At 66.7% G+C, this 22,623-nt stretch carries 17 protein-coding genes; 5 read left to right on the top strand and 12 right to left on the bottom strand.

From position 1 onward, the window contains the following. Positions 1-3 precede the first annotated feature (3 nt). The 10 genes from DPM12_RS06285 to DPM12_RS06240 form a co-directional block, all read right to left on the bottom strand. Positions 4-4,665, bottom strand: a complete 4,662-nt coding sequence (locus tag DPM12_RS06285; protein WP_158542787.1) for a DUF6531 domain-containing protein — start codon at positions 4,663-4,665, stop codon at positions 4-6. Between the two features lie 953 nt (positions 4,666-5,618). Further along, entirely contained in the window at positions 5,619-6,479 is an 861-nt protein-coding gene (locus DPM12_RS06280) for an SMP-30/gluconolactonase/LRE family protein (protein ID WP_112257410.1), read from the bottom strand. Beyond that, positions 6,479-7,462 (bottom strand): dihydrodipicolinate synthase family protein, encoded by a 984-nt coding sequence (locus tag DPM12_RS06275; protein WP_112257409.1) that lies wholly within the window; start codon positions 7,460-7,462, stop codon positions 6,479-6,481. Before DPM12_RS06275 ends, DPM12_RS06280 begins: the two co-directional genes overlap by 1 nt. Next, entirely contained in the window at positions 7,456-8,625 is a 1,170-nt protein-coding gene (gene dgoD / locus DPM12_RS06270; RefSeq protein WP_211658530.1) for a galactonate dehydratase, read from the bottom strand. Before dgoD ends, DPM12_RS06275 begins: the two co-directional genes overlap by 7 nt. Next, the gene (locus tag DPM12_RS06265) at positions 8,622-9,428 is read right to left on the bottom strand and encodes an SDR family NAD(P)-dependent oxidoreductase (protein WP_112257408.1); all 807 of its coding nucleotides are present in this window, start codon (positions 9,426-9,428) and stop codon (positions 8,622-8,624) included. Before DPM12_RS06265 ends, dgoD begins: the two co-directional genes overlap by 4 nt. A 40-nt stretch (positions 9,429-9,468) precedes the next feature. Beyond that, positions 9,469-10,488, bottom strand: coding sequence for an Ldh family oxidoreductase (locus DPM12_RS06260; RefSeq protein WP_211658528.1), 1,020 nt, complete (start codon positions 10,486-10,488; stop codon positions 9,469-9,471). Next, positions 10,485-11,495, bottom strand: a complete 1,011-nt coding sequence (locus DPM12_RS06255; protein WP_112257406.1) for an NAD(P)-dependent oxidoreductase — start codon at positions 11,493-11,495, stop codon at positions 10,485-10,487. Before DPM12_RS06255 ends, DPM12_RS06260 begins: the two co-directional genes overlap by 4 nt. Positions 11,496-11,503: 8 nt before the next feature. After that, complete coding sequence (locus DPM12_RS06250; RefSeq protein ID WP_211658526.1) at positions 11,504-12,928, bottom strand: NAD-dependent succinate-semialdehyde dehydrogenase; 1,425 nt, start codon at positions 12,926-12,928, stop codon at positions 11,504-11,506. After that, positions 12,928-14,091: a UxaA family hydrolase gene (locus DPM12_RS06245; protein WP_112257404.1), complete on the bottom strand. Its 1,164-nt coding sequence runs from the start codon at positions 14,089-14,091 to the stop codon at positions 12,928-12,930. Before DPM12_RS06245 ends, DPM12_RS06250 begins: the two co-directional genes overlap by 1 nt. After that, positions 14,067-14,384 (bottom strand): UxaA family hydrolase, encoded by a 318-nt coding sequence (locus tag DPM12_RS06240; RefSeq protein WP_112257403.1) that lies wholly within the window; start codon positions 14,382-14,384, stop codon positions 14,067-14,069. The genes DPM12_RS06245 and DPM12_RS06240 overlap by 25 nt, the downstream gene beginning before the upstream one ends. A 201-nt stretch (positions 14,385-14,585) precedes the next feature. Here DPM12_RS06240 and DPM12_RS06235 point away from each other — a divergent pair, with 201 nt between their 5' ends. From DPM12_RS06235 to DPM12_RS06215, 5 genes are all read left to right on the top strand, one after another. After that, on the top strand, positions 14,586-15,314 hold the full coding sequence (locus tag DPM12_RS06235; protein WP_112257402.1) for a FadR/GntR family transcriptional regulator: 729 nt from the start codon (positions 14,586-14,588) through the stop codon (positions 15,312-15,314). A gap of 121 nt (positions 15,315-15,435) precedes the next feature. Beyond that, positions 15,436-16,788: an ABC transporter substrate-binding protein gene (locus DPM12_RS06230; protein ID WP_112257401.1), complete on the top strand. Its 1,353-nt coding sequence runs from the start codon at positions 15,436-15,438 to the stop codon at positions 16,786-16,788. Positions 16,789-16,790: 2 nt separating this feature from the next. After that, positions 16,791-17,705 (top strand): carbohydrate ABC transporter permease, encoded by a 915-nt coding sequence (locus DPM12_RS06225; RefSeq protein ID WP_112257400.1) that lies wholly within the window; start codon positions 16,791-16,793, stop codon positions 17,703-17,705. Next, positions 17,705-18,598 (top strand): carbohydrate ABC transporter permease, encoded by an 894-nt coding sequence (locus DPM12_RS06220; RefSeq protein ID WP_112257399.1) that lies wholly within the window; start codon positions 17,705-17,707, stop codon positions 18,596-18,598. The genes DPM12_RS06225 and DPM12_RS06220 overlap by 1 nt, the downstream gene beginning before the upstream one ends. 55 nt (positions 18,599-18,653) lie before the next feature. Then, positions 18,654-19,745 (top strand): ABC transporter ATP-binding protein, encoded by a 1,092-nt coding sequence (locus DPM12_RS06215; RefSeq protein WP_112257398.1) that lies wholly within the window; start codon positions 18,654-18,656, stop codon positions 19,743-19,745. 102 nt (positions 19,746-19,847) lie between these two features. Here the strand turns inward: DPM12_RS06215 and DPM12_RS06210 are convergent, their stop codons facing one another. Both DPM12_RS06210 and DPM12_RS06205 read right to left on the bottom strand, forming a co-directional pair. Next, positions 19,848-21,026, bottom strand: coding sequence for a mandelate racemase/muconate lactonizing enzyme family protein (locus DPM12_RS06210; RefSeq protein ID WP_158542785.1), 1,179 nt, complete (start codon positions 21,024-21,026; stop codon positions 19,848-19,850). Between the two features lie 88 nt (positions 21,027-21,114). Then, entirely contained in the window at positions 21,115-22,611 is a 1,497-nt protein-coding gene (locus DPM12_RS06205) for a tripartite tricarboxylate transporter permease (protein WP_211658524.1), read from the bottom strand. Between the last annotated feature and the right edge of the window lie 12 nt (positions 22,612-22,623).

Below are 22,623 nucleotides of genomic sequence, written 5' to 3'. Positions count from 1 at the left end.
TTATCAATTATACGGGAATGCGGTACGCGCCGTATTGTTCGGCCGAACCACCACCCTGAGTTTTGTGCTCATACTTCCTAGGTAATCGACACCTATTTGCGATCCAAAGTTATACTCGTAGATCATTCCAGGGCGATTCTTGGTATTCTCTCTAGATGAGCCATGGCGGACCGTTCTGTCGATCATAGCAGAAATGTCAGATTCAGAAGTTCCTTTTGAGAATTTTCCTTTGCCGGGAACAGTGCTTTCAGGGCCATGATTTTCCATTATGTGCCGCATGTCTGATTCTTTTATTATAACACCGCCACGAGGAAGTGCCTTGGGAGCAACGGGAGCTGGCTGCTGTGGCGACCTAACGTTACTCGTCAAGCCGGGTGGGCAGTAGCGCGTTGTGAGGCCCGTGGCGGTGGTGCGGGCTCCGAAGGGGAGGCTTGCGGCGATGCTGCCTGCGTAGAATCCGGCTTCGCCGAGCCTGGCGGTGACGGGGTACCAGTCGCTGTTGAAGTCGTCGATCTGGCCGGCAAGCCATTGGCCGTTCCAGCCTGTCATTTCGGAGAAGTGGGCGCCGCGGCCTCGGGATGCGAGATCGTGGGCTGCCGATTCGCCGGCGCTGACCGCGCCGAGTGCGAACCCACCAAATATTTCGTTGCGTGAGGGGAAGCCTTCTGTTTGGTAGGCACCGGAGGCACCAACGAGCGCGTCCTGCATGAACGGCATCGTTGGCATGAAGTTGTCAGAGCCGAAGAGGTCTTTGCACCAGTCCCACGGACAGGAACCGGTGGGGTCGGTGAGCAGGGTGGGTTGGTTGCCGGCGTAGGCGTATGGGGATGTCCAGGGTGTTCCGGTGGGTGTGGTGACGGGGTCGGTGCCGGTAAAGCGGCCCAGGTTCGGGTTGTAGTCGCGCAGGCGCAGGTGTAGCAGGTTGGTGGCGGGGTCGTGGTATTCGCCGGTGAACCCGAGTCCGAGATCGTCGGTGGTCAGGCCGTCTTCGGTGGTGTTGCGCCGCGCCCCGAATGGTTCGTATTCGCTGTGCCAGCTGGGAGTAATGTCGCCGTCGTAGGCGTCGGTGACAGTGCCCAGCGCATCGGTAAACAGGAACTGCGTGTCGTCGTCGAGGTGTATTCGGGTGGGCAGCCCGGTGGGGCCGTAGCGGTATGTGGTCTGTCCGTCGGGATCGTCGACGGTGGTGAGCATGGGCAGCTCGCCGTTGATGTCCCAGCTCAGGTTGCGCTGCTGGCCGCCAGTGGTGACGGAGATGCGATTGCCTTGCGCGTCGTAGGCGAGCTCGGCCACATCGCCCTCGTGTTCGGCTTCGACGATCTGGTCGAACGCGTCGTATGTCCACGTGGTGGTGCCGTCGCTGGTGAGGTTGCCGTCCGCGTCGTGGGTGTATTCCTGCCCGTCGACGGAGACGAGCTGGTGGGCGGCGTCGTATTCGTAGGTGATCAGCCCGGGATCGTCGACGCCGTGCCGGTCTTCGGCAAGAATGTTGCCGCTGCCGTCGTAGTCATAGTCGATGTACTCACCCGCGCTGGTGGTGCACTGTTCGGGTTCGGTGTCCTCGAAGAAACACACCCGGTCGAGCCGGCCAGCGTCGTCGTAGGTGTATGACTGTGCCGCGTCGACTCCGAGTGCCTCCTTGCCGCGTGCCCTTTCTATGGGCCGTCCGGCCGCGTCGCGGGTGTAGGAGATGTACGGCATGAACGCGTTTCCGTAGCTGTGGGATACCCGCGAGATCCGATCGGCTGCGTCGTACTTCTGGCGCTGGCGGTAGACCCGCAAGGGTTTGCTTCCTTCGGGAAGCAGGTAAGACGTACTGGTCAGGTTCGCGTTGGCATCGTAGCCGTAGCTTTCACGAAAGCCTTCCGGCAGCGTTGTCATGGTGCGCAGGCCGTCGGCATCGTACTCGTGCTGTACGCCCGTGCCGTCGGGATAGCCGATCTCGGTGAGCAGGCCACGCGCGTCGTAGGTGTAGCTGTACTCGTCCACACCACCGTCGGCGTGATCGCGGGACACCGAGACGAGCCGGCCTGCCGCGTCGTAGTCCTGGGTCGTGGTGCCGGACGCGTCGGCGTACTCGACCAGCCGGCCGGCGTCGTCGTAGGTGAAGGACCGCGACGACGACGCCGAGCCGGTCGTCACCGCCGTCGGTAGTCCGCGCTCGTCGACGTCGGTGGTGATGGTCCACCGGTCGGGATCGTCGTGCTCCTCGGCCCGGGCGAGCACCTCGGTGACCTGGTTGCCGTCGGCGTCGTAGCTGAACGTGCGGGTGCGATCGAGGGGATCGGTGACCGAAACGCGCCGGTGCACCTGGTCATAGCCGTAAGTGGTGACGCCGCCGTTCGGGTCGGTCACCGTTTTCAGCTCGCCCGCATCGGTGTAGGTATACGATGTTTCGGCGCCATCCGGTCCGGTGACGCTGGTGACCTGGCCGGCCGCGTCGTAGCTCGTCGTGGTGGTGGCACCGACCTCGTCCGTCGTCTCGGTCACGAGGCCGCGCGCGTCGTACGTGGTGGTCTGCTCACCACCCAGCGGGTCCGTCACCGAAATTTGGTTGCCGTCCGCGTCGTACGCGTGTGTCCAGGTGAACTCGTCCGGATCCGCCTCGGCCTCGTTCCCGCGTGGCGTGGTGCGGGTGAGCATGAGCCCGTCGTCATCGTACGAATACGTCGTGGTGTGCCCCTCGGGAGTCGTCTCCGCCAGCACCAGCCCGTCGCCGTCGTACTCCGTCGTCGTGACCTCGCCGGCCGCGTCGATCTGCTCCACCGCCAGGCCACGCCCGTCGTAGACCGTTTCGGTGGTGTTGCCCAGCGGATCCGTGGTGGCCACGGCGTTTCCGTCACCGTCGTACTCGGTTGTCGTGGTCTGCCCGAGCGGATCGGTGACCGAGATCTGGCGATAGCGCTCGTCGTACTCGTACGTGGTCTCGCGACCCTCCGGATCGGTTTCGGAGATCAGGTTGCCGAGGCCGTCGTACTCGTAGGTCCACGTGTGCTCAGCCGGGTCCGCGCCCTGCTCGTTGCCACGCGGCTTCGTCTCCGAAATCTTGCGCCCGTCACCGTCGTAAGTCCACGTGGTGGTGGCACCCTCAGCATCCGTGGTCGCGATCCGATTACCGACCGCGTCGTACTCGTGCGTGGTCACCGCGCCCGTGGGATCGGTGACCCGCACCAGATTGCCGACGGCGTCGTACTCCATCTCGGTGCGCCGCCCGAGCGGGTCGGTCTCCGCGACCTGCTGATCCACCAGGTCGTACTCGAACTCGGTGACATTGCCCGCCGGATCGCTGGAAGCGATGAGATTGCCCGCTTTGTCGTACTCGTACGTGCTCGTGAAATCCTGCGGATCCGCACCATCCACGTGGCCCCGCGCCGACGTCTCGGACACCACGCGACCCAGCGCGTCGTATTCCGACGACGTTTTCCGGCCCTCCGGGCTGATCTCGGCGATCCGGTTGCCGTCCTCGTCGTACTCGTACGTGCTCGTGCGGCCCTCCGGCGTGGTCACCGTCTTTTCTTGGCCCTTGGCGGTGTACGTATACGACGTCTCGCCGCCCTCCGGATCCGTCATCGTCGTGACCCGATGCGACGAGTCGTACTCGTACTCCGTGACGTGCCCCTCCGGCGACGTCTCGCTCAGCAACTCACCATCATCGGAATAGGTGAATTCCTCGACATCGCCGTTCGGATACTCGGTACGAATCCGGTTGTCGTCCTCGTCGTACTCGTGCCTGGTGACCAGCCCGTGCGGATCCGTTTCGGCGACCAGCCGCAGCCGATCGTCGTACTCATACGTCGTCACCGCGCCTTCGGCCGTCTCCTCTTCGATCAGCACGTTGTCGTAGTAGTGATCGCGGGTGACGTTGCCGAGCGGATCCGTGGTGTAAGTGGTGAGATACTCCCCGTCCTGCTCGTACTCGAACTCGGTGACACCGCCGTGGGCATCGACCTGTTCCACGACCCGGCCCGCACTGTCATACGTCGACTCCGTGACCGTGTGCCCCAACGCGTTCGTGACCGACGTCAAACGGCCTTCGGAGTCGTACTCGTACTCCGTCACGCCGCCGCGGACATCGGTCACCGACGTGAGCAGATCACCGTCGTACTCGTACGAGATCGATTCACCATCAGGCAGAGTGATCGACGAGATGAACCCGTCCGCGTTGTAGTCAATGTCGAAATCCCGGTCCGACGCATCGGTCACCGTCTCCAGACGATCACCCGAATACGCCAAAGACACACCCTGACCGGACGATTCCTCTACACGGGACAGCCGCCCATCCGAATCGAACTCGATCGACTCGTGCTCCTTCGTGGCAAGCGCGAAGCCATCGCTGGTCGATTCCAGCCGCGTGGCGTGCCCCTCCGGAGGCTCGAACGAATCGCCGTTCTCCTCATAGGTGATCTCCTGGCCGTCTTCTGCGATGTAGCGCACCGACGAGCCATCAGCCCCGATATCCAGATGGGCAAAGTACGGGAACGTCCACCCCTTGCCCAGCACACCGACCGACTCGTTGTTCGAGTTATACGATCGGGTCGCGCTGAACCCTTGCCCGATACTTGCGATCTCGGCATCCGTGGCCGATTCGGTCAACGCCCCCGTGGCCGTGTTGACCGGGTTACCACGGAACTGATTCAACGGGAAAAGCCGCCCCGTCGACGTCACACAATAACAATCCCCACGCGTCGACTCCTCAGGCAAACCAGGAAAGCCATACGCCTCATGGGTGTCGCTGTACGCCGGATCGCTACGTGGGGGGTCGTCTGAACTTCCCACAAAAGTGACTGAAGCATAATATTCTTTGCCGACCTCGAGAAATGGGGGACCCGGCATCGGATAGTCAGTTCCCAGCCTGCAACTGTCCTCGAATACATTGCTCAGGACACGGATGCCACGGACCCAACCTGGGAATTCCATATCCCAGACACGTTCGTCATCGGAGGCACGGAAGAGTTCCACGTGATAGTTGCCACCAACTATCGGATTATCCGAATCATCCTCCGGATGAGCCCACACAAGGACGCCCCAGGTGTTGCACCCTGGTATCGGATCCTCCGGTTCGTACCCGACAATAATCGGCGTGGGCAAGTCCTCGTGAGGTTCAGGCTCTTGTGCTAGATCGTCAGACGCCGACATCAGTTCGCGCGCGTCATCATGGTCAAGCACGAGATCAGAATCTTCGATTGCGCCGATTCCGGGAATTCGGTCCTCTGCTGGGACCAGCTCCGGCGGCGACGGGCGTTTATCTACGTCGTGAACTTTCCGGCCGCTCGAGCTGCTTTCAGTGCTCTGGTCCGCATCGTTTTCTGCGGCAGCGGTAACGCCGTTAGTTTGAGAATCTCCAGCACCCGACGGCACCGATAATCCTGCAGCTAGCAGACCGACACTGGAGATAACAGCCACATTGCGCACAGCAGTGCCCAGGAATTGACCCCCCCCCATGGCGGATGGCCCCCTCTCGCCCTACTGATGGTAAAGAAGATCGTGCCACGGGAGATGACATGCATCAATACATAAATCGGCATGAAACTGACATTCCGTCACATCTAACAGAATGTCGGTTCGCTGTGCCCAGGTCACAGTAGAACGGCATCGTGCGCCGGGCTTGAGAGCGGGCGCTACGGGACGTAGGAGAAGGGCTCTCGGCCGGTCACACCGACGTCACTGACCAGGAACGACGCGCCGGCCAGCGGCCAGTGCCGGAGATCGTCGGCGTCGAGACCGAGCTGGGACGTCGTGATGTACAGGTCACGTAGATCGTCGCCGCCGAACGCGAGACTCGTGGCGTGGGGGACCGGTAGCTCGATCACGTCGTCAGCGTCGCCATCCGGGGTGAAGCGGCGCACGCAACCGCCGCCGCGCGCCATGGCCACCCAGATCCCGCCGTCGGCGTCGACGGTGAGCCCGTCGGGCCGGCCGGGCGTGTCACGCAGATCGATCAGGGTGCGGCGCGCACTGATCGATCCCGTCTCGACGTCGTAGCGGAAGGCGTCGACGCGTTCGCACGGCGTGTCGACGTAGTACATGGTCTGCCCGTCCGGGCTCCAGTCCAGCCCGTTCGAGATGGACACGTACTCCAGCAGGAGCCGTACGTGTCCGCGATCGAGCTGATACAGCGCGGCGCCGGTGCCTCCGCCGGTCACCATGGTCCCGGCCAGGAACCGGCCGACCGGATCGCACGCCCCGTCGTTCATGCGCTCGCCGCGGGTCACGTCGCCGAGCCAGGCCAGCTCGCCGCCGGGCCAGGAGATGGCGGCGAAGCCCATGCCGGCGGCGGCGACGTAGCCACCGTGGGCGTGTTTGACGATGGCGCCGACGGGCACGTCGTACTGGACGACGCGATCGTCACCGGTCGCGGGATCGTACTCGTGGACCGCGTGCTGGGAGATGTCCACCCACATCAGCTTCGACGTGTCGGGGTCCCAGAGGGGGCCCTCGCCGAGCGCGACCGGTTCGGTGATCGGGACGGGCTGCGACATCAGCCGACCACCCCGCAGGCACGTAGCCGCGCGGCGAGGGTGGCCTCCTGTTCCTTGTCGAGGGCGCGCGCCGGCGACACCATGGCGGGTCCACAGCTGCCCGCCAGCGACGCGGCGGCTTTCCAGCCTGCCGGGACACCGGCCGCGCGGCACGCGTGGACGACGTCGTACAACTGCCGTTGTGCCGACAACGCGGCGGGTAGGTCACCCTGGTGATAGGCATCGAGCACGCGCCGGCTCAGCTCGGGCACCACGTTGGCGCTGGCGGCGATCGCGCCGACAGCACCCATGGTCAGGCTGGCCACGAGCATGGTGTCGGTGCCGGTCAGGACGGAGAAGTCGGCGCCTTCCGTGGCGTAGACGACGGCCTGCAGGTACTCCAGGTCGCGGCTGCTGTCCTTGATCCCGATCACTTGCGGGTGGGTGGCCAGCGTGCCCACGACGTCGGGTGGGACGGCGTGTTTGGTCATCGCGGGGATGTTGTAGATCAGCAGCGGGATCGGCGACGACTCGGCGAGGTGGACGTAGAAGCGCTGGATCTCGTCGGGCGTCATGGGGTAGTACGACGGCGGCGCGGCGAGCACGGCGTCGGCGCCGGCCTGTTCCAGCTGCGCGATCTCGGCGACGGCGTCGGTGCCGGTGAGCGCGGACATTGCCGCGATGACGGGCGTGTCGGCCACGTCACCAGAACGGGCAGTGCCGGTGGTCCCGCCGGTACCGGCGGTGCCGCCGGTGCCAGCGGCGTCGGCGACATCATCGGCGTCATCGACGATCGCTCGTGTCCACGCCGTGACCGTGCTCCGCTCGCTCCGGGTCAGGCGCGGGCCCTCGCCGGTGGAGCCGACCGGGCAGACAGCGGTGACGCCGCCCCGCAGGGCGCGGTTCACCAGCCGCTCCAGCCCGTCGGGGTCGAGCTCGCCGGCATCGTTCACGGGAGTGAGCAGCGCGACGTGAACGCCGCGCAGGTCTGTGGTGGTCACCATTCCGCGTACCGCCCATCTTCGTGCCGCCAGTTCGGATCGGGTAGCCGCCAGCTGGAATCCGCGGAGCGCACGGCCGTGTCGTCAACGGTGATACCCAGCCCGGGCTCGGCGCGGCGTGCGAAGAACCCGCCGCGTGATTCGATCAGCTCGCCGCTGGTGACATAGTCGAACAGCTCGCCGGACGGGAGCCCGTCATATCCCTGGTGATAGTGGATGCCGCCGCTTTGTTCCTGGATGACGACGTTCGGGCAGCAGTAGGCGACCTGGAGCGATGCCGCCAGCGAGACCGGGCCGTTCGGGCAGTGCGGCGCCACGGCGACGTCGTACGCCTCGGCCATGCGCGCGATCTTTTCCAGTTCGAACAGCCCGGTGAGGGAGACGTCGGGCTGGATGATGTCCACGGTGCCTTCCTGCAGGATCCGGGTGAATTGCCAGCGCGACATCAGGCGCTCGCCGGTGGCGATCGGCACCGCTCCGGCGGCGTCGCGCAGGTGGGGGAGGACGTCCTCGTTCTCCGCGATGGTGGGTTCCTCCACCCACATCAACCGGTACGGTTCCAGCTCGCGCAGGAGGATCTTCGCGACGCTGCGGTGTACCCGGCCGTGGAAGTCCAGGGCGATGCCCAGGTCGGGGAACTCCTCGCGGATGGCGGCGACCTGGCCGACGAGATGATCGATGGTGGCGAACCGGTCGAGATGGTCGGACGCCGCGGTCGCGTTCATCTTGACGGCGGTGAATCCCTGGTCGACGCGTTGCCGGGCGTGCTGGAGTGCGTCGTCTGGCTGGTCACCGGCGATCCACGCGTAGGTGCGGACGCGTTCGCGCACGGCGCCGCCGAGGAAGTCGTAGACCGGCAGGTCCGCGGCCCGTGCCTTCAGATCCCACAGCGCCTGTTCGATGCCCGCCGCGGCAGTCATCAGCACCGGACCGCCGCGAAAGAACCCGTCTCGATGCATCCGCTGCCAGATGTCCTCGATGCGGCGCGCGTCGGCGCCGATGAGGTTGTCACCGATGTCGGCGACGGCGGCGCGTACCGCCCGAGCGCGCTTGGGGATGATGCACTCGCCCCAGCCGGCACGCCCGTCGTCGGTGGACACGCGGACGAGAATCCAGCGCGGCGGGACTTGGAACGTCTCGATGGTGCGTATGGTCGAGTCGGTCACGCCTGCTCACTTCCCCGGTTGTGCTGGTCGGCGAACGGGTCGGGAAGGCGGCTGATACCGCGGCCGCCGTCGACGGGAAGCTCCACACCCGTGATGAAGGACGCGTCCGGGGAGGCGAGGAACGCGATCGCGGCGGCAAGTTCGTCCGGTGTCCCCGGGCGCCTGAGCAGTGTGGCGGCGGGGACGTGGCTGGCATCCGCCCCGAGACTTTCGTCCAGCGACGCGGTGCTGATCACGCCGGGCTGCACGGCGTTGACCCGGACGCCGTACGGCGCGAGCTCGGCGGCGAGGGATCTGGTCAGTGCGGCGATGCCGCCCTTGCTGGTGGCGTAGGCCGCGTAGGTGATCAGCGGCAGCCGCTCGTGCAGCGAGGTGAGGTTGACGATGGCGCCCCGGCCACGGCGGGCCATGTCGGCACCGGCGTCTCGCGACAGCGCCATCGTGGCGGTCACGTTGGTGGTCAGCACCCGGTTCCAGTCGTCGTCGGACAGTTCCAGCAGGGGAGTGCGCAGGCCGTGGTAAGCGGCGTTGTTGACGAGGACGTCGACCTGGCCGAACCGCTCGATCGCGGCCGGGATGGCCGACGCTCGCTGGTCCGGGTCGGCCAGGTCGATGGCGGCTGCCGATGCCGTACCCCCGCGGTCCTCGATCTGGGCCACCGTCTGCGCCGCGCCCGCCTCGTCGACGTCGACGACGAGCACCCGCGCGCCCTCCGTGGCCAGCCGGAGCGCCGTGGCACGCCCGATGCCCCCGCCGGCACCGGTCACCACGGCGACGTGGCCGGCGATCCGCTCAACGTTCATCAAATTCCTCCTCGGTACACCTTCGCACCGGCGCGGCCGATCACGTGTGAAGACTCGCCTCCCACGACGCGAGTTCGGCACGGACGGACTCGGCGATCTCGACCGGCGTGTCTTCGGTGATGTCCCATGGCAGGGTCCGGGACGCGCCGGGAATGCGGCCTCCTGCCGCCGTGACCCGGGCAGCGAGCGCGTCCAGGCGGTGCTGCGCGTTGCCGTCGACGGCGACGAAGGACGGATCGAAGGTGATCACCAGGTGGCCGATTCGCTGCGCTTCGGCGTTGCTGTGCGGGTTGAACATGTCGGGGACGTCGCCGGAGAGCGCGGGACCGACCGACCCCGCGGCGAGCGCTTCCACCATGAAGGCCAGCGCGAACCCCTTGCCGCCGCCAAGCGGGGCCAGCATGCCCTCCAGGGCGGCCCGGGCGTCGGTGGTGGGCGTGCCCGTGGCGTCGACGGCCCATCCCTCCTGCAGCGGCTCGCCGCGCTGGGCATGGGCAGCGATCTTGCCGCGAGCGACAGCCGTGGTGGCGAGGTCGACGATGGCCGGACGCGGTTGGCTCGGGACTCCGGCAGCCAGGGGGCTCGTGGACAGCAACGGCGTGGCGGTACCCGGTGCGGCCATCACCGCGGGGCCGGTGGAGAAAACCAGGCTGATCAGGCCGGCGTTGACCGCCGGGAGGGTGTACAGCCCGAGACAGCCGCAGTGTGACGACGACCCGACCGACGCGATCGCCACGCCGTATTCACGTGCCCGGGCCACGCCCGCCTCGGCGGCATGCCAGACCTGCCAATGGCCCAGGCCATCCGCACCGTCGTACGAGACGATCGGCCCCGTGTCACGCAGGACGCGCAGCGCCGCGGCCGGGTTGAGGCCGCCGCCGCGGAACCGCGCCAGGTAGTACGGCAGCCGCAGCAGACCGTGCGAGCCGATTCCCCAGACGTCGGCGAGCACCAGCAGCTCGGCGCTTCGCCGTGCCGGCTCGTCGGGCATCCCGGCCTGCCGCAGCAGCCGCGTGGCGACCGCCGTGAGCTCGCCGACCGTCGTCATGCTGCTTGTCATGGCCGGGCACCCGGGCCATCGGCGGGCTCGCCAGAAACCGCGCGCGCCCGCCCGACGGCGTGCGCGGCCTCATCACCGGCGAGCACCGCGCGGATGTCGGCGACGAGAGCGTGCACGATCCGGTCCTGTGACTCCTCGGTGATCCCGGCGATGTGCGGCGTCAACAAGGTGTTGTCGAGCCGTTCGAGCGCGGCCGGAACCGGCGGCTCGCTCGCCCGGACGTCTAGCGCGGCACCCGCGAGATCTCCGTTCTCCAGGGCCTCGGCCAGCGCCTCCTCGTCGACCACCTCGCCTCGCCCGACGTTGATGAGGATCGTCTCGCTGCCCATGAGCTTCATCAGGCGGCGATCCACCAGCCCGGAGGTCTCCGGGCCGCCGGGAAGGTGCACGCTGATCACGTCCGCCTCGCGACAGAGCGCATCGAGGGACACGAGCCGGACGCCGGACGCCGCGAGTTGCGGATCGTCGTCGTCGACGTAGGGATCGTATCCGGTCACCGGCATGCCGAAGCCGCGCGCGAGGCGCGCCACGGCAAGTCCCGTGGAGCCCGCACCGAGGATGCCCCAGGTGCGCCCGGACAGTTCCCGCCCGGGATGCCGGTTCCACGCCCCGTCCCGGACGGCCCGGTCATGCGGGAGCAGGCCGCGCAGCAACGCGAGCGCGGAACCGATCGTGTACTCGGCGACGCTGCGCGAGTTGGCGCCGCGCGGGGACACGACCACCACGCCACGCTCGTCGGCGGCCTGCACGTCGATGTTTTCGAGCCCGACACCGGCGCGGGCGATCACCTTCAGGCCGGGCGCCGCCCGGATGAGCTCGGCATCGACGGTGGTGCGGTTGCGCACCACCAGTGCCTGCGCGGTTTCGAGTACGCGCGTCAACCGGGTGCGGTCCGACCACAGGTCGGCACCGGCGAGGACGGAACGCTCACGTGCCAGGCCATCGAACGGCTCGCCCCAGACGTCTTCGGAGACGACGACGTCGTAACTGTGGCTGTCTGTGCCCACGGCGCCGCCTACACCAGCTGCCACGAGGCGTACCGGGTGACCTGGAACTCTTCGAGGCCCAGCGCACCGCCCTCGCGTCCGAGACCGCTCTGTTTCACGCCGCCGAGAGGGGCGTTGACCGCCGGGGGAACCGGGTTGTTGCAGCCGACGATCCCGACGTCGAGTTCGTCGATGTAGCGCCACGACCGCGCGGCATCCCTGGTGTAGACGTATCCGGCCAGGCCCATCTCGGTCTGGTTGGCACGCTGGATCGCCTCGTCGTCCGTGTCGAAGGGGATGAGCGCGGCCGCCGGCCCGAAGATCTCGGAGCTCACCATCCGGCTGCTGTCGGGCACGTTCTCCCAGATGGACGGGGCGAGGTAGCTCCCGCCGTCCGGAACCGGGATGTCGCGCGTCAGCCGCCTCGCGCCAGCGGCGGCTGCCTCACCCAGGATCTCGTCGACCGCCGTGACCTGGCCGTCATCGATGAGTGGCCCGAGGTCTGGCACCGGGTCGGCCACCGGATCGCCGACGGTCATCGCGTCCACCTTCGCGACGAGCCGGTCGCGGAATTCCTCGTACACGTCGCGGTGCACCAGGAACCGGTTGGCGGCGATGCAGGACTGGCCGTTGTTGCGGAACTTGGCGATCATGGCGCCCTCGACGGCCTGTTCGACGTCAGCGTCGGCGCACACGACGAAGGCGGCGTCGCCGCCGAGCTCCAGCGCGGGACGCACGATGCGCGGTGCCGCCTTGGCCATGATCTGCCGGCCGATCGTCGTCGATCCGGTGAAGCTGACGACCCGCACGCCAGCGTGGTCCAGCAGCGTGTCGGTGATCTCCGCGGCCGGGCCGTGCACGAGGTTGGCGACCCCGGGTGGAATTCCCGCCTCGGACAGGAGCCGGAACATCTCCACGACGGCCAGCGGCGCCTTCTCCGAGGCGCGGGACACCGTGGTGCATCCGGCAGCGAGGGCGGCGGCGAGTTTGCGCGCCTGGATCGAGACCGGGAAGTTCCACGGGGTCAGGCAGGCCGCCACTCCCGCGGGCCGGCTCAGGGCCACCTGGCGCCGGGCTCCGGCCTCGGGCGTGAGCAGCTCGCCGTGCGGCTGCCGGATCTCGTGCGCGAACCAGCGGAAGAACTCGGCGGACAGGCGGATCTCGCCGATTCCCTCGGGGAGGCGCTTGCCGGTCTCCCGGGCGAGAAGCGGGCCGATCGTCTCCGCGCGTTCGGCGAGCAGGTCGGCGACCCGGACGAGGATGTCCGAGCGCTCCCGTGCCGGGCGCGCGGCCCAGTCGCCGAAGGCGTCCGACGCGGCGTCGGCGGCGGTCACGGCGTCGTTGGCGGTGCCGTATCCGAGCTCGGCGAGCACCGAGCCGTCGGCGGGGTTGCGTACGGCGATGGCGTCGCGGGCTCCCGGTCGCCACTCGCCGGCGATGTAGTTGGCTTCCATCATGCGCTTGGATAGAGCCGGGTCAGCGCGAACTCGCGGTGTCCCATGAGCTCGGCGCCGGTCAGCCGGCCGTTGATCGTGCGGTCACAGATGTCCATGAGCTGGTCGCCCGCGTGCGGCAGCGGGTATTCCCGGCGCAGCAGGCCAGAACAGTCGAGGTCGATGTGCTCGGTCATCGTCTCCGCCGTGACGGGATTGGCGGTGAGCTTGATCACCGGCTCGATGGGATGCCCGATGACGTTGCCCTGCCCGGTGGGGAAGAGGTGCAGCACCGCTCCCGCCGCGGCCATCAACGTCACGCACTCCGCCGCGGCCGAGGAGGTGTCCATGAAGTTCAGCCCGGGGACCGTGGGCGCTTCGGCCGGTTCGAGGGCGTCGACGACGGGCACCGAGCCGGTCTTGGCGATGTTGCCCATCGCCTTCTCCTCGATGGTGGACAGGCCGCCGCGGATGTTGCCCTGCGTGGGCTGCGAGCCGAGCAGGTTCGCGCCTTCAGCCTCGATCCGCGCCAGGTAGCGGTCGTACAGGCCCTGGAACTTCTTGCGCACCTCGTCGTTGACGCAGCGTTCCGCGATCAGGTGCTCGCCCCCGGTGAGCTCGCTGGTCTCGCCGAACAGGACGGTGCCGCCGGCGTCGACCCAGCGATCGACAGCTTCGGACGTGGTGGGGCAGGAGCCCAGGCCACTGGTCGTGTCCGACTCGCCGCACTTGATGCTGAGCATGAGCTCGCCGCGTTCGACGGGTTCGCGCTGGAGCTCCGAGGCGTCCTGGTGGAACCGGGCCAGCGTGCGAGCCGCCTTTTCGATGGTCCGCAGATCGCCGTGGCGTTCGATGGAGAATCCCTCCACCGGCTTCCCGGTGGCGGCGATTCCCTGGACCACCCGCTCGGTCCACGAGGGTTCGATTCCGATCACGACGACGGCGGCCACGTTCGGGTTGGCGCCGGTGCCGATGATGCTACGGAAGTGCAGTTCGAGGTCCTCGCCGAACTGGAGACGCCCGTACGCGTGCGGGATGGCGAGCGTACCGGGAACGATGTTTGCCGCTGCTTCGCACGCGGCGTTGGAGAGGTCGTCGACCGGGAGGACGATGACGTGGTTCCGGATCCCGACCCGCCCGTCGGGGCGGCGGTATCCGGTCAGTGGGCGACGCTGCTCTGCCACCGGGCACTCCTAACGTTGTGGGTGTGGACATACTGGCCGGCCGTGATCGGCGCGGTGGTGATGCCGACCCGGACGCCGTACTCGATGACGTCGACGCCCTCCGCCAGGTCGGTCAGGGCGATCTTGTGCCCGAGGGGGACCGTGTCCTGGACGTCGACCGTCAGATCCTGATCGCCATGCAGGATGCAACCGTGCGCGGTTCCGGGCGAGACGTCTTGGACGGCGACGGCGACGTGGTCACCCTCCTTGTGGGCGAGAAACTGGGGCACTGCTTTGGTGTGTTCCTCGGGCATCCGCCGAATCCTTCCACGTGGTAAGTGGCTTGACCTCTGAACACTATCGTCCGGCGATAAGTGAAGCAAGGTAGTCTGTGGAAGCGTGCCCAGCGCGCCGCCGTGCCGGTTACGATTGATGTGTCCAGAGCTCTGGCCAGCTATGCTCGCCCATCAGCGCCATCACAGTGCGGCGCGAGCTCCGGACCGGAGTCGCCTGACGTGAGGGGAGTCACAGTGTGGGAACCGGTGAACCAGGCGGGAAATGTCTCCCAGCGCATCGTCGCGCAGATCGAAGACCTCCTGGCCAAGGATGCCCTGAAACCGGGTGACCGGCTGCCCACGGAACGGGACATGGCCGAACTGCTCGGCACCAGCCGCCCCTCCGTGCGCGAGGCCGTACGGATCCTGCAGGCTCAGGGACGGTTGATCGTGCGGCACGGGCGTGGCGTGTTCGTCGCGGAGTCGCAGACGAAGCAGGCGCTGGGCGCGGCGCTGAGCAATCCCGAGGTGAATGTCAACGAACTCTTCGCGATGCGCGAGGTGCTGGAGGTGCCGGCGGCGCAGTGGGCCGCCGAGCAGATCACCGACGAGCAGATCGTCGATCTCCGGGAAATCCTGGACGAGCTCGATTCGGCGTTCGACGATTCCGGCGATTTCCAGCGGCTGGCCCGCCTCGACGCGACCTTTCACCTGGCCATCGCGCAAGCGGCGGGCAACCGGTTCCTCCGGCAGACGACGGACGTGCTGCACGACATCCTCATCGAAGGCATGCAGACGACACTGCTGATTCCCGGGCGGCGGGAGAAGGCCCGCAAGCAGCACGAAAGCATCGTGGCTGCGCTGGAAAACCGCGATCCGTCGGAGGCCGGTCAGGCCGCCCGGAGGCACATTCGGAGCGCTCACCACGCCGCGCTGGAACGCATCGCGGCCGAGAAGGGCGAACAGTAGATCTGTCGCGCTGCACGCGAAACGCGCTCTTCGGCCATCGCATTGCGACCACATCACGACATGTTGCGTGCCAGACGCCAGAGGTCTAACCTCTCTCCCAAGCTGACGTGAGGAGAGCGACATGCAACGCTATTCCGATCGAGAAAATACGAGCACGAACCGGGCGCGGCGGCATCACCCGCTGTCGCCCCCGCTGGGCCTGCGGGCGCTGGCGGGCGCGGGTGCTCTCGCATTGTTGATGGCCGCGTGTGGTGGTGACGATGCCGGGACATCGGAGGACGGCACGGTCACCTTGACCTTCGCCAACTGGGCGGACACCGAGGACGCCACGCGGCCCGGCCTGCAGGAAACGCTGGAGCAGTTCGAAGAGGAACACCCCGATATCAAGATCGAGAGCGAGGGTATCGGGTTCAGCGACATCGGCCAGCAGATGGTGCAGCGAGTGCAGGCGGGCAATCCGCCGGACGTGGCGCAGCTGGCCGGCAACGACACGTTCGCGGTCGCCTCCACCGAGGCGCTCGCCCCGCTCGGGGAGCACCTCGACGAGGAGACCATCTCCGCGGTGAACCCGGCGGACGTCGAGGGCGGCACGTACGAGGGCGAGCTCGTCGCGTTCCCGTGGATCGATTCGCCGCAAGGCTTCTGGTACAACAAGGGCCTCATGGCCGACGCGGGCCTGGATCCGGAGCAGCCGCCCGAGACGATCGACGAGCTCATGGACGCGCTGGCGGCCATCAAGGAGGAGTTCCCCGGCATCACGCCCCTGGGTCTTGATGTGACGAACCGGCCCTTCGGGCTGGGCGCGAACTGGGCGTGGATGAAGACGTTCGGGGCCGAGCCCTTCGGCGAATCGGGCGCCAACGCGAACAGCCCGGAGATGGTGGAGTACCTGTCCTGGATGAGCGAGCTGGCGAGCAACGACTACATCGAGCCGGGACGCAAGATCGGCGAGTTCCGGCCCCAGGCCGCGCAGGACGAGGTCGCGTTCATCTGGGATCAGGACGTCTTCCAGGGCGTGGTGCAGGACACCAATGGCATGTCGGACGAGGAGTTCTTCGAGGCGTGGGGGGTCACGACCCTGCCCACCGGGCCGTCCGGGGAGCCGTACTCGGTCAATCAGGGCCATCAGCTCGTGATCTTCAACAACTCCGAGAACAAGGAAGCCGCCGCAGAGCTCATCGAGTACCTGTCCACCTCGGAGGATGCGATCGTCGACTACACCATGGACACCGCGCTGGCGCTGCCACCGGTCACCGAACCGGAAGGGGAAGTCGCCGAACTGATGGACACTCCGGTGCGGCAGTCGTTCATCGAGGACATCAACCCGACGTTCACGGTTCCGCCGTACGGTCAGACGTTCTCCGCGGGATACGGTCCGGTTATGGCCGGTCTGCAACAGATCGTCACGAGCGGTGCTGACCCGGCCGACGTCGCCGAGGACATCCAGAGCAAGCTCGAATCGGCACTCGATTGAGGATGACGAACACCGCAATTGCGCCGCGGCAGCCGCGGCGGCGAACGGGGCTGGGCCGGCGGCCGTGGATGGACTGGATGATCCTGCCGGCCCTGATCGCCATCGGCGTGGTGATCGGGTATCCGATCGTCCGTGCCATCCAGCTGTCGACCACCGAGTTCAATCCGTTGGCCGGTGCCGACCCCACGCCGGTCGGCACCGCCAACTTCGAGCAGCTGGTCGATGATCCGATCTTCTGGGAAGCGCTGCGGAATACGGCCATCTACACGTTCGGATCGGTGGCGATCGCAGCGATCATCGGTGCCATGGTGGCGTTGCTCGTGGAGAACCTCAGCGGCCGGGCACGGGTCGTCAAGACGCTCTTGCTGACGCCGTGGGCGGTGCCGTTCGTGGTCGTGGCGTTCCTGTTCCGGTACATGTTCGACGCGCAGAGCGGCGTCATAAACGCCCTGCTGATGGATCTGAACATCACCGATCAGCCGGTGGACTGGCTCGTCTCGTCGACGTGGGCGCTGCCCACGGTGGTCGCGGCCAACGTGTGGGCGCAGACGCCGTTCTTCGTGCTCGTCTTCGGCGCCGCGCTCGCCGCCGTGCCGAACGAGGTCATCGAGTCGGCGCGCGTGGACAGCACCCGGGGCCTGGCGATGGCGCGGCACATCAAGCTGCCGTACATGCGCAACGCCGCGCTGATCGCGAGCCTGCTGATGGTGGTCGCGAACTTCAACGACTTCGGCAAGATCTGGGCGATGACCGAAGGCGGACCGGGATATGCCACCACCACACTCGTCGTGTGGGTGTACCGGCTGGCGTTCACCAGCTTCGAACTCGGCTACGCCTCGGCCGTCGGTGTGATCTGGCTGGTGCTGCTCCTGCTCTTCGCCATCGCCTATGCCCGCATGCTGAGGAGGGGATCCTGATGGCCGTGGCCGTGTCCGAGCGATCCGCGCCAGCGGCCCGGCCGGCGCCGCGTGCACGGCGCCAGCGCGGTGGACGGGCCGCCCGCAACGTCGGCATCGCCGTCGCGCTGTTCTTCGCCCTGGCGCCGATCTACTGGATGTTGTCTACGTCGTTCAAACCGGAACTCGAGGCAACGCAGTCGGATCCGTCGTTGTTGCCGAACGAGTACACGATGGGCAACTACCAGAGCCTGTTCAACGGTGCCATGCCCTTCGGCTCGTTCGTCGTGAACAGCGTCATCACCGCCGCGGCGGCGGCGCTCATCTCGCTCGTGCTCTCGGCGTTCGGGGGTTACGCGCTCTCCAAGGGCAACTTCCGCCTGCGGGAGCCGATGAGCTTCCTGATCCTGCTCACCCGGATGCTTCCCCTGGTGGTGCTGCTGGGGCCGCTGTACTTGCTGTTGCTGAATGCCAATCTGATCAACACGATGCTCGGGTTGATCATTGGCTACATCTCGTTCGCGGTGCCCTTCGGCGTGTGGCTGATGAAGGGCTTCTTCGACGGCGTTCCCAAGGAAGTCATCGAGGCAGCCCGGGTCGACGGCTATCCGCGCTGGCAGATCTTGTTACGAGTGGCCCTGCCGCTGACGATTCCCGGGCTGCTCACCACCGCCACCTTCATCTTCATCGACGTATGGAACAACATCATCTATCCGCTGGCGCTCATCAACACCATCGAGAACCAGGTGCTGCCGTCGGGCTTGATGCTCAGCTTCACCGGGCAGTTCAAGACGAACTGGGGCGGCATGATGGCGGCATCGGTCCTGACGTCGATTCCGCTCCTGATCGCCTTCTTCGCGATCCAGCGGTCGATGGTGCGGGGACTGACGGCCGGCGCCGTGGCAGGTGAGTGAGACGTGAACGAGACCATGACCACGGGCACGGCCCGGGCACGTTGGAAGGTTGACGATGGCTAAGATCTCGCTGCGCGATGTCGAGAAGAGCTATGGTTCCGAGCTGGTCCTGCGGGACTGCAACCTGGACATCGACGATCACGAGTTCGTCGTGCTGGTCGGGCCGTCGGGCTCGGGCAAGACGACACTACTGCGCATCATCGCCGGGCTCGAACCCGTCAGCGGTGGCGACGTGTATTTCGACGACGTGTGCGTCAACAACATCGACGTCGGAGACCGCGACATCGCGATGGTGTTCCAGAACTACGGCCTCTACCCGCACAAGAGCGTCTACGAGAACATGGCGTTCGGCCTGCGCCGCCGCAAGATTTCCAAGTCCGAGATCGACGAGCGGGTGCGCCAGGCGGGCGAGCTCTTGGGGATCGGCGACCTGTTGCGCCGCCGCCCGAAGCAGCTTTCCGGGGGACAGCGCCAGCGGGTCGCGCTCGGGCGGGCGATCGTGCGGGATCCGTCGGCGTTCCTGCTGGACGAGCCGCTGTCCAACCTGGACGCGCACCTGCGGGTGCAGATGCGCGCCGAGATTCTCAAGGTGCACAAGACGGTGACCGCGACGGCCGTGTATGTCACGCACGATCAGGTCGAGGCGCTGACCATGGGCGACCGGATCGTGGTCATGCGTGACGGCATGATCCAGCAGGTGGGAACCCCTGACCATCTCTACGACTATCCCGCCAACCGGTTCGTGGCGGGCTTCATCGGAACGCCGGCCATGGGATTCCTCCGCTGCTCGGTGCGCAGGTCGGCCGATGGTGACACGGAGCTGGTGAGCCCGGGTGTCCAGATTCCGTTGCCGAGGGAGCGAGCCGCGGCGATACCGGCGGACGTGGACACGGTCGAGGTGGGAGTCCGCCCGGAGCGGCTGTATCTCGACCAGACCGCCGCGCGTTCCGGCACGCTGTCGGGCACCGTGGAAATGGTGGAACAGCTGGGCTCGGAATACTACGTGCATGTCAACATCGACGATGCGGTGATCACCGCCCGGACATCCCGCGACCAGCGCGTCGAGATCGAGGAATCCGTGAAGCTGACCACCGACGGCGCGTACGCGCACCTGTTCGACGTGGAGACCGGCGCCGCCTACGCCTGATCCCTCCGAATGATCATGTTTGGCACGCTTTCTCGGGCCGTAACACGGCTGTAGACGTGTTACGGCCCAAGAAATCCTGGTACGGCAGAGCCCGAGCGGATATTACTGCCACAACGGTTCATCGGGATACTTCTGGTGCTCCTTCGCCACGTCGTCGTTGATGTCGACGCCGAATCCGGGGGAGCTGGTGACGGGCAGCGCCCCTCCCGTGAAGGCGGGAACGTCGCCGGTGATCAGATCGCTGTACCACGGTATGTCGTCGGCGTGAAACTCCAGCACCAGGAAGTTCGGCACGTTCGCGCAGACGTGTGACGCCGCGATCGTGGCGAGCGGACCGCCGACGTTGTGCGGCGCGAACGGCACGTAGTTCATCTCCGCCAGGTGCGCGATCCGTCTCGACTCGCTGATACCCCCGCTGCGCGGGAAGTCGGGTTCGATGATCCGGCAGGCATTCGTGCCGAGCAGTTCCCGGAAGCCGTGCGAGAGGTACAGGTTCTCGCCCGTGCAGATCGGGGTGGCGGTGTTCCTGGTGACCTCGGCCATGGCGGCGACGTTCTCCGGCCGTACGGGATCTTCCAGCCACAACAGGTCGAACGGTTCCAGGGCCTTGGCGATGCGGATCGCATCCGCGGTGTTGTAGTGCCAGTGGCAATCGATGGCGACGTCGACGTCGCGGCCGACGGCGTCGCGCACCGCGCCCACGATCTCGACGATCTGATCCACCTGGCCCGGGGTGACACAGTGGTTGAAGGGGTCCAGCTCGCGGATCGTGGGTATGTCGATGTCGAACTTGAGCGCGGTGAATCCGCGCGCGGCGGCGTTTCGAGCTCGCTCGGCATACGCGGAGGGTTCGTACGCCGCTTCCGGGTTTCTCCAGCCGACCTTGGTCTTGTCGCCGAGCTTGTAGCTTTCCCCGGCGTGCAGGTCGAGAAGGATGCGCACGTCGTCGCGGTACGTGCCGCCCAGCAGCTGCCACACCGGCTGCCCGAGATATTTGCCCAGCAGGTCCCACAGTGCGATCTCGATGCCGTTCATGGCGCAGATGGTCGAGCCTTGCCAGGCTGCACCGCTGACGAGCTCGTACATCTCGCGCCAGAGTCGTTCGACGTGGCGCGGGTCGCGTCCTTCGAGGTACTGGGCGAACCGGTGAATGGCGTCGCGCACACCGAACCCCCAGTGCGCCTCGCTCACTCCGGTCAGACCGCTATCGGTACGCACGCGCACCAGGAGCCACTCGAAGTTGGCGTCCAGAAGCGCTGTTTCGATCTTCGTGATTCGCACGGGCCTGCCTTTCCAGTAGGGGACGGGTGCCGACCCTCGCACCCTCGCACCGCAGGGAGGCGAGGGCAGGCACCGCGACCGTCGGGTGTTACGTGCTGACTCGGTCACGCTGTCTGAGCCGGCTGACCCCCTGCGCGATCAGGGGCGCAACGAACAACAGCACGGCCAGGGTGATGAACGTGAGCGAAAGTGGCCTGGTAAAGAAGACGCCCGGATCGCCGCCCGATTGCAGGAGCGCCTGCCGGAAGCCGGTTTCGGCGATGGGGCCGAGGACGATGCCCAGCAGCATGGGCACAACCGGGAATCCGAATCTGTGCGCGATATAGCCGACGAGGCCGAACACCATCATCACGCGGGTGTCGAACACGGTGTTGTTCACCGAATACGCGCCCACGAACATGAGCACGATCAGGACCGGTATCAGGAGGTTCGGGGGAACGGTGGCAACCCTGGCGAACAACCGTGCGGCGATCCGGCCCTGGACGTACAGCATGACCTGAATGATGATCAGGCCGAGCATGATGGCGTAGACGATGTCGGCGTGATCGACGAACAGCTCGGGACCGGGTCGCAGGCCCTGTAGCGCCAGCGCACCGAGCAGGACGGCAGTGACGGTGTCGCCCGGGATGCCGAGTGTGAGCAGCGGGATGAGGGTGGCGCTGGTGGCGCTGTTGTTGCCCGCTTCGGACGCGGCAACCCCTTCACGTGCGCCCTTGCCGAACTTCTCCTTGTTCTTCGAGCTTCGCCGCGCTTCGTTGTAACTCAGGAACGACGCGATACCCGGCCCGGCGCCGGGGATGGCACCGATGAAGGTGCCGATCGCGCTGGATTTGACCAGTGTGCGGGTATATCGAAAGGCCCGCGTGAAGGGGAACGGGGTATCAGCTGTTTCGAATCGTTGCGCGCCGAGATGTGCGCCGGGCGCGCGCCGCATCAACTCGGCGATGGCGAACAGCCCGACGAGGGCGGGGATCAGCTCGACGCCACCCTGGAGGTTGTCCATACCGAAGGTCAGCCGGGGGAGGCCACCGACGGGGTCCAGCCCGACGGTAGAGATGAGCAGCCCCAGAATTCCCATGAGGAGGCCCTTGAGCAAGGAGCCGCCGCTGACGCCGGAAATGACAGCGAGACCGAACAACGCCAGCGCGAAGAACTCGGCCGGCCCGAACTCCAGGGCGACCCTGGCCAGCTGGGGAGCGCCGAAGAGCAGGACCAGGGCGCTGAGGATGCCGCCGAACGCGGTGGCGAACGTGGCGATGCGCAGCGCTTCGCCCGCGCGTCCCTGGCGGGTGAGCGCGTAGCCGTCCAGCACCGTTGCCGCCGACGACGGCGTGCCGGGCGTGTTGATCAGAATCGCCGATATCGCACCGCCATAGATCCCGCCCGCGTACACGCCCATCAGGAGCATGACCGCCGGAACCGGCGCCATTCCGAAGGTGAACGTGAGCATCACGGCGACGCCGAGCGTGGCCGTGAGACCCGGAAGGGAACCGAAGACGATTCCGATCGCGACACCGACGAACATGAAGACGAAGTTCGCCGGTTCGAGGAGGGTTGTGAGGCCACCGATGATCTGATCTGCCACGCGTCTGCCTTC

Source organism: Phytoactinopolyspora halophila (assembly GCF_003287285.1).
Lineage (GTDB): Bacteria > Actinomycetota > Actinomycetes > Jiangellales > Jiangellaceae > Phytoactinopolyspora_A > Phytoactinopolyspora_A halophila.
Note: the sequence above shows the minus strand (reverse complement) of the source record. Positions and strands in the feature narration are given on the sequence as shown.

Bases quoted from the DNA above. Each gene is read 5' to 3' on its own strand.
- DPM12_RS06275 (WP_112257409.1), bottom strand. From the start codon at position 7,462: ATGGTGACCACCACAGACCTGCGCGGCGTTCACGTCGCGCTGCTCACT.
- DPM12_RS06280 (WP_112257410.1), bottom strand. From the start codon at position 6,479: ATGTCGCAGCCCGTCCCGATCACCGAACCGGTCGCGCTCGGCGAGGGC.
- DPM12_RS06220 (WP_112257399.1), top strand. From the start codon at position 17,705: ATGGCCGTGGCCGTGTCCGAGCGATCCGCGCCAGCGGCCCGGCCGGCG.
- DPM12_RS06265 (WP_112257408.1), bottom strand. From the start codon at position 9,428: ATGAACGTTGAGCGGATCGCCGGCCACGTCGCCGTGGTGACCGGTGCC.
- DPM12_RS06250 (WP_211658526.1), bottom strand. From the start codon at position 12,928: ATGGAAGCCAACTACATCGCCGGCGAGTGGCGACCGGGAGCCCGCGAC.
- DPM12_RS06230 (WP_112257401.1), top strand. From the start codon at position 15,436: ATGCAACGCTATTCCGATCGAGAAAATACGAGCACGAACCGGGCGCGG.
- DPM12_RS06215 (WP_112257398.1), top strand. From the start codon at position 18,654: ATGGCTAAGATCTCGCTGCGCGATGTCGAGAAGAGCTATGGTTCCGAG.
- DPM12_RS06240 (WP_112257403.1), bottom strand. From the start codon at position 14,384: ATGCCCGAGGAACACACCAAAGCAGTGCCCCAGTTTCTCGCCCACAAG.
- DPM12_RS06260 (WP_211658528.1), bottom strand. From the start codon at position 10,488: ATGACAAGCAGCATGACGACGGTCGGCGAGCTCACGGCGGTCGCCACG.
- DPM12_RS06225 (WP_112257400.1), top strand. From the start codon at position 16,791: ATGACGAACACCGCAATTGCGCCGCGGCAGCCGCGGCGGCGAACGGGG.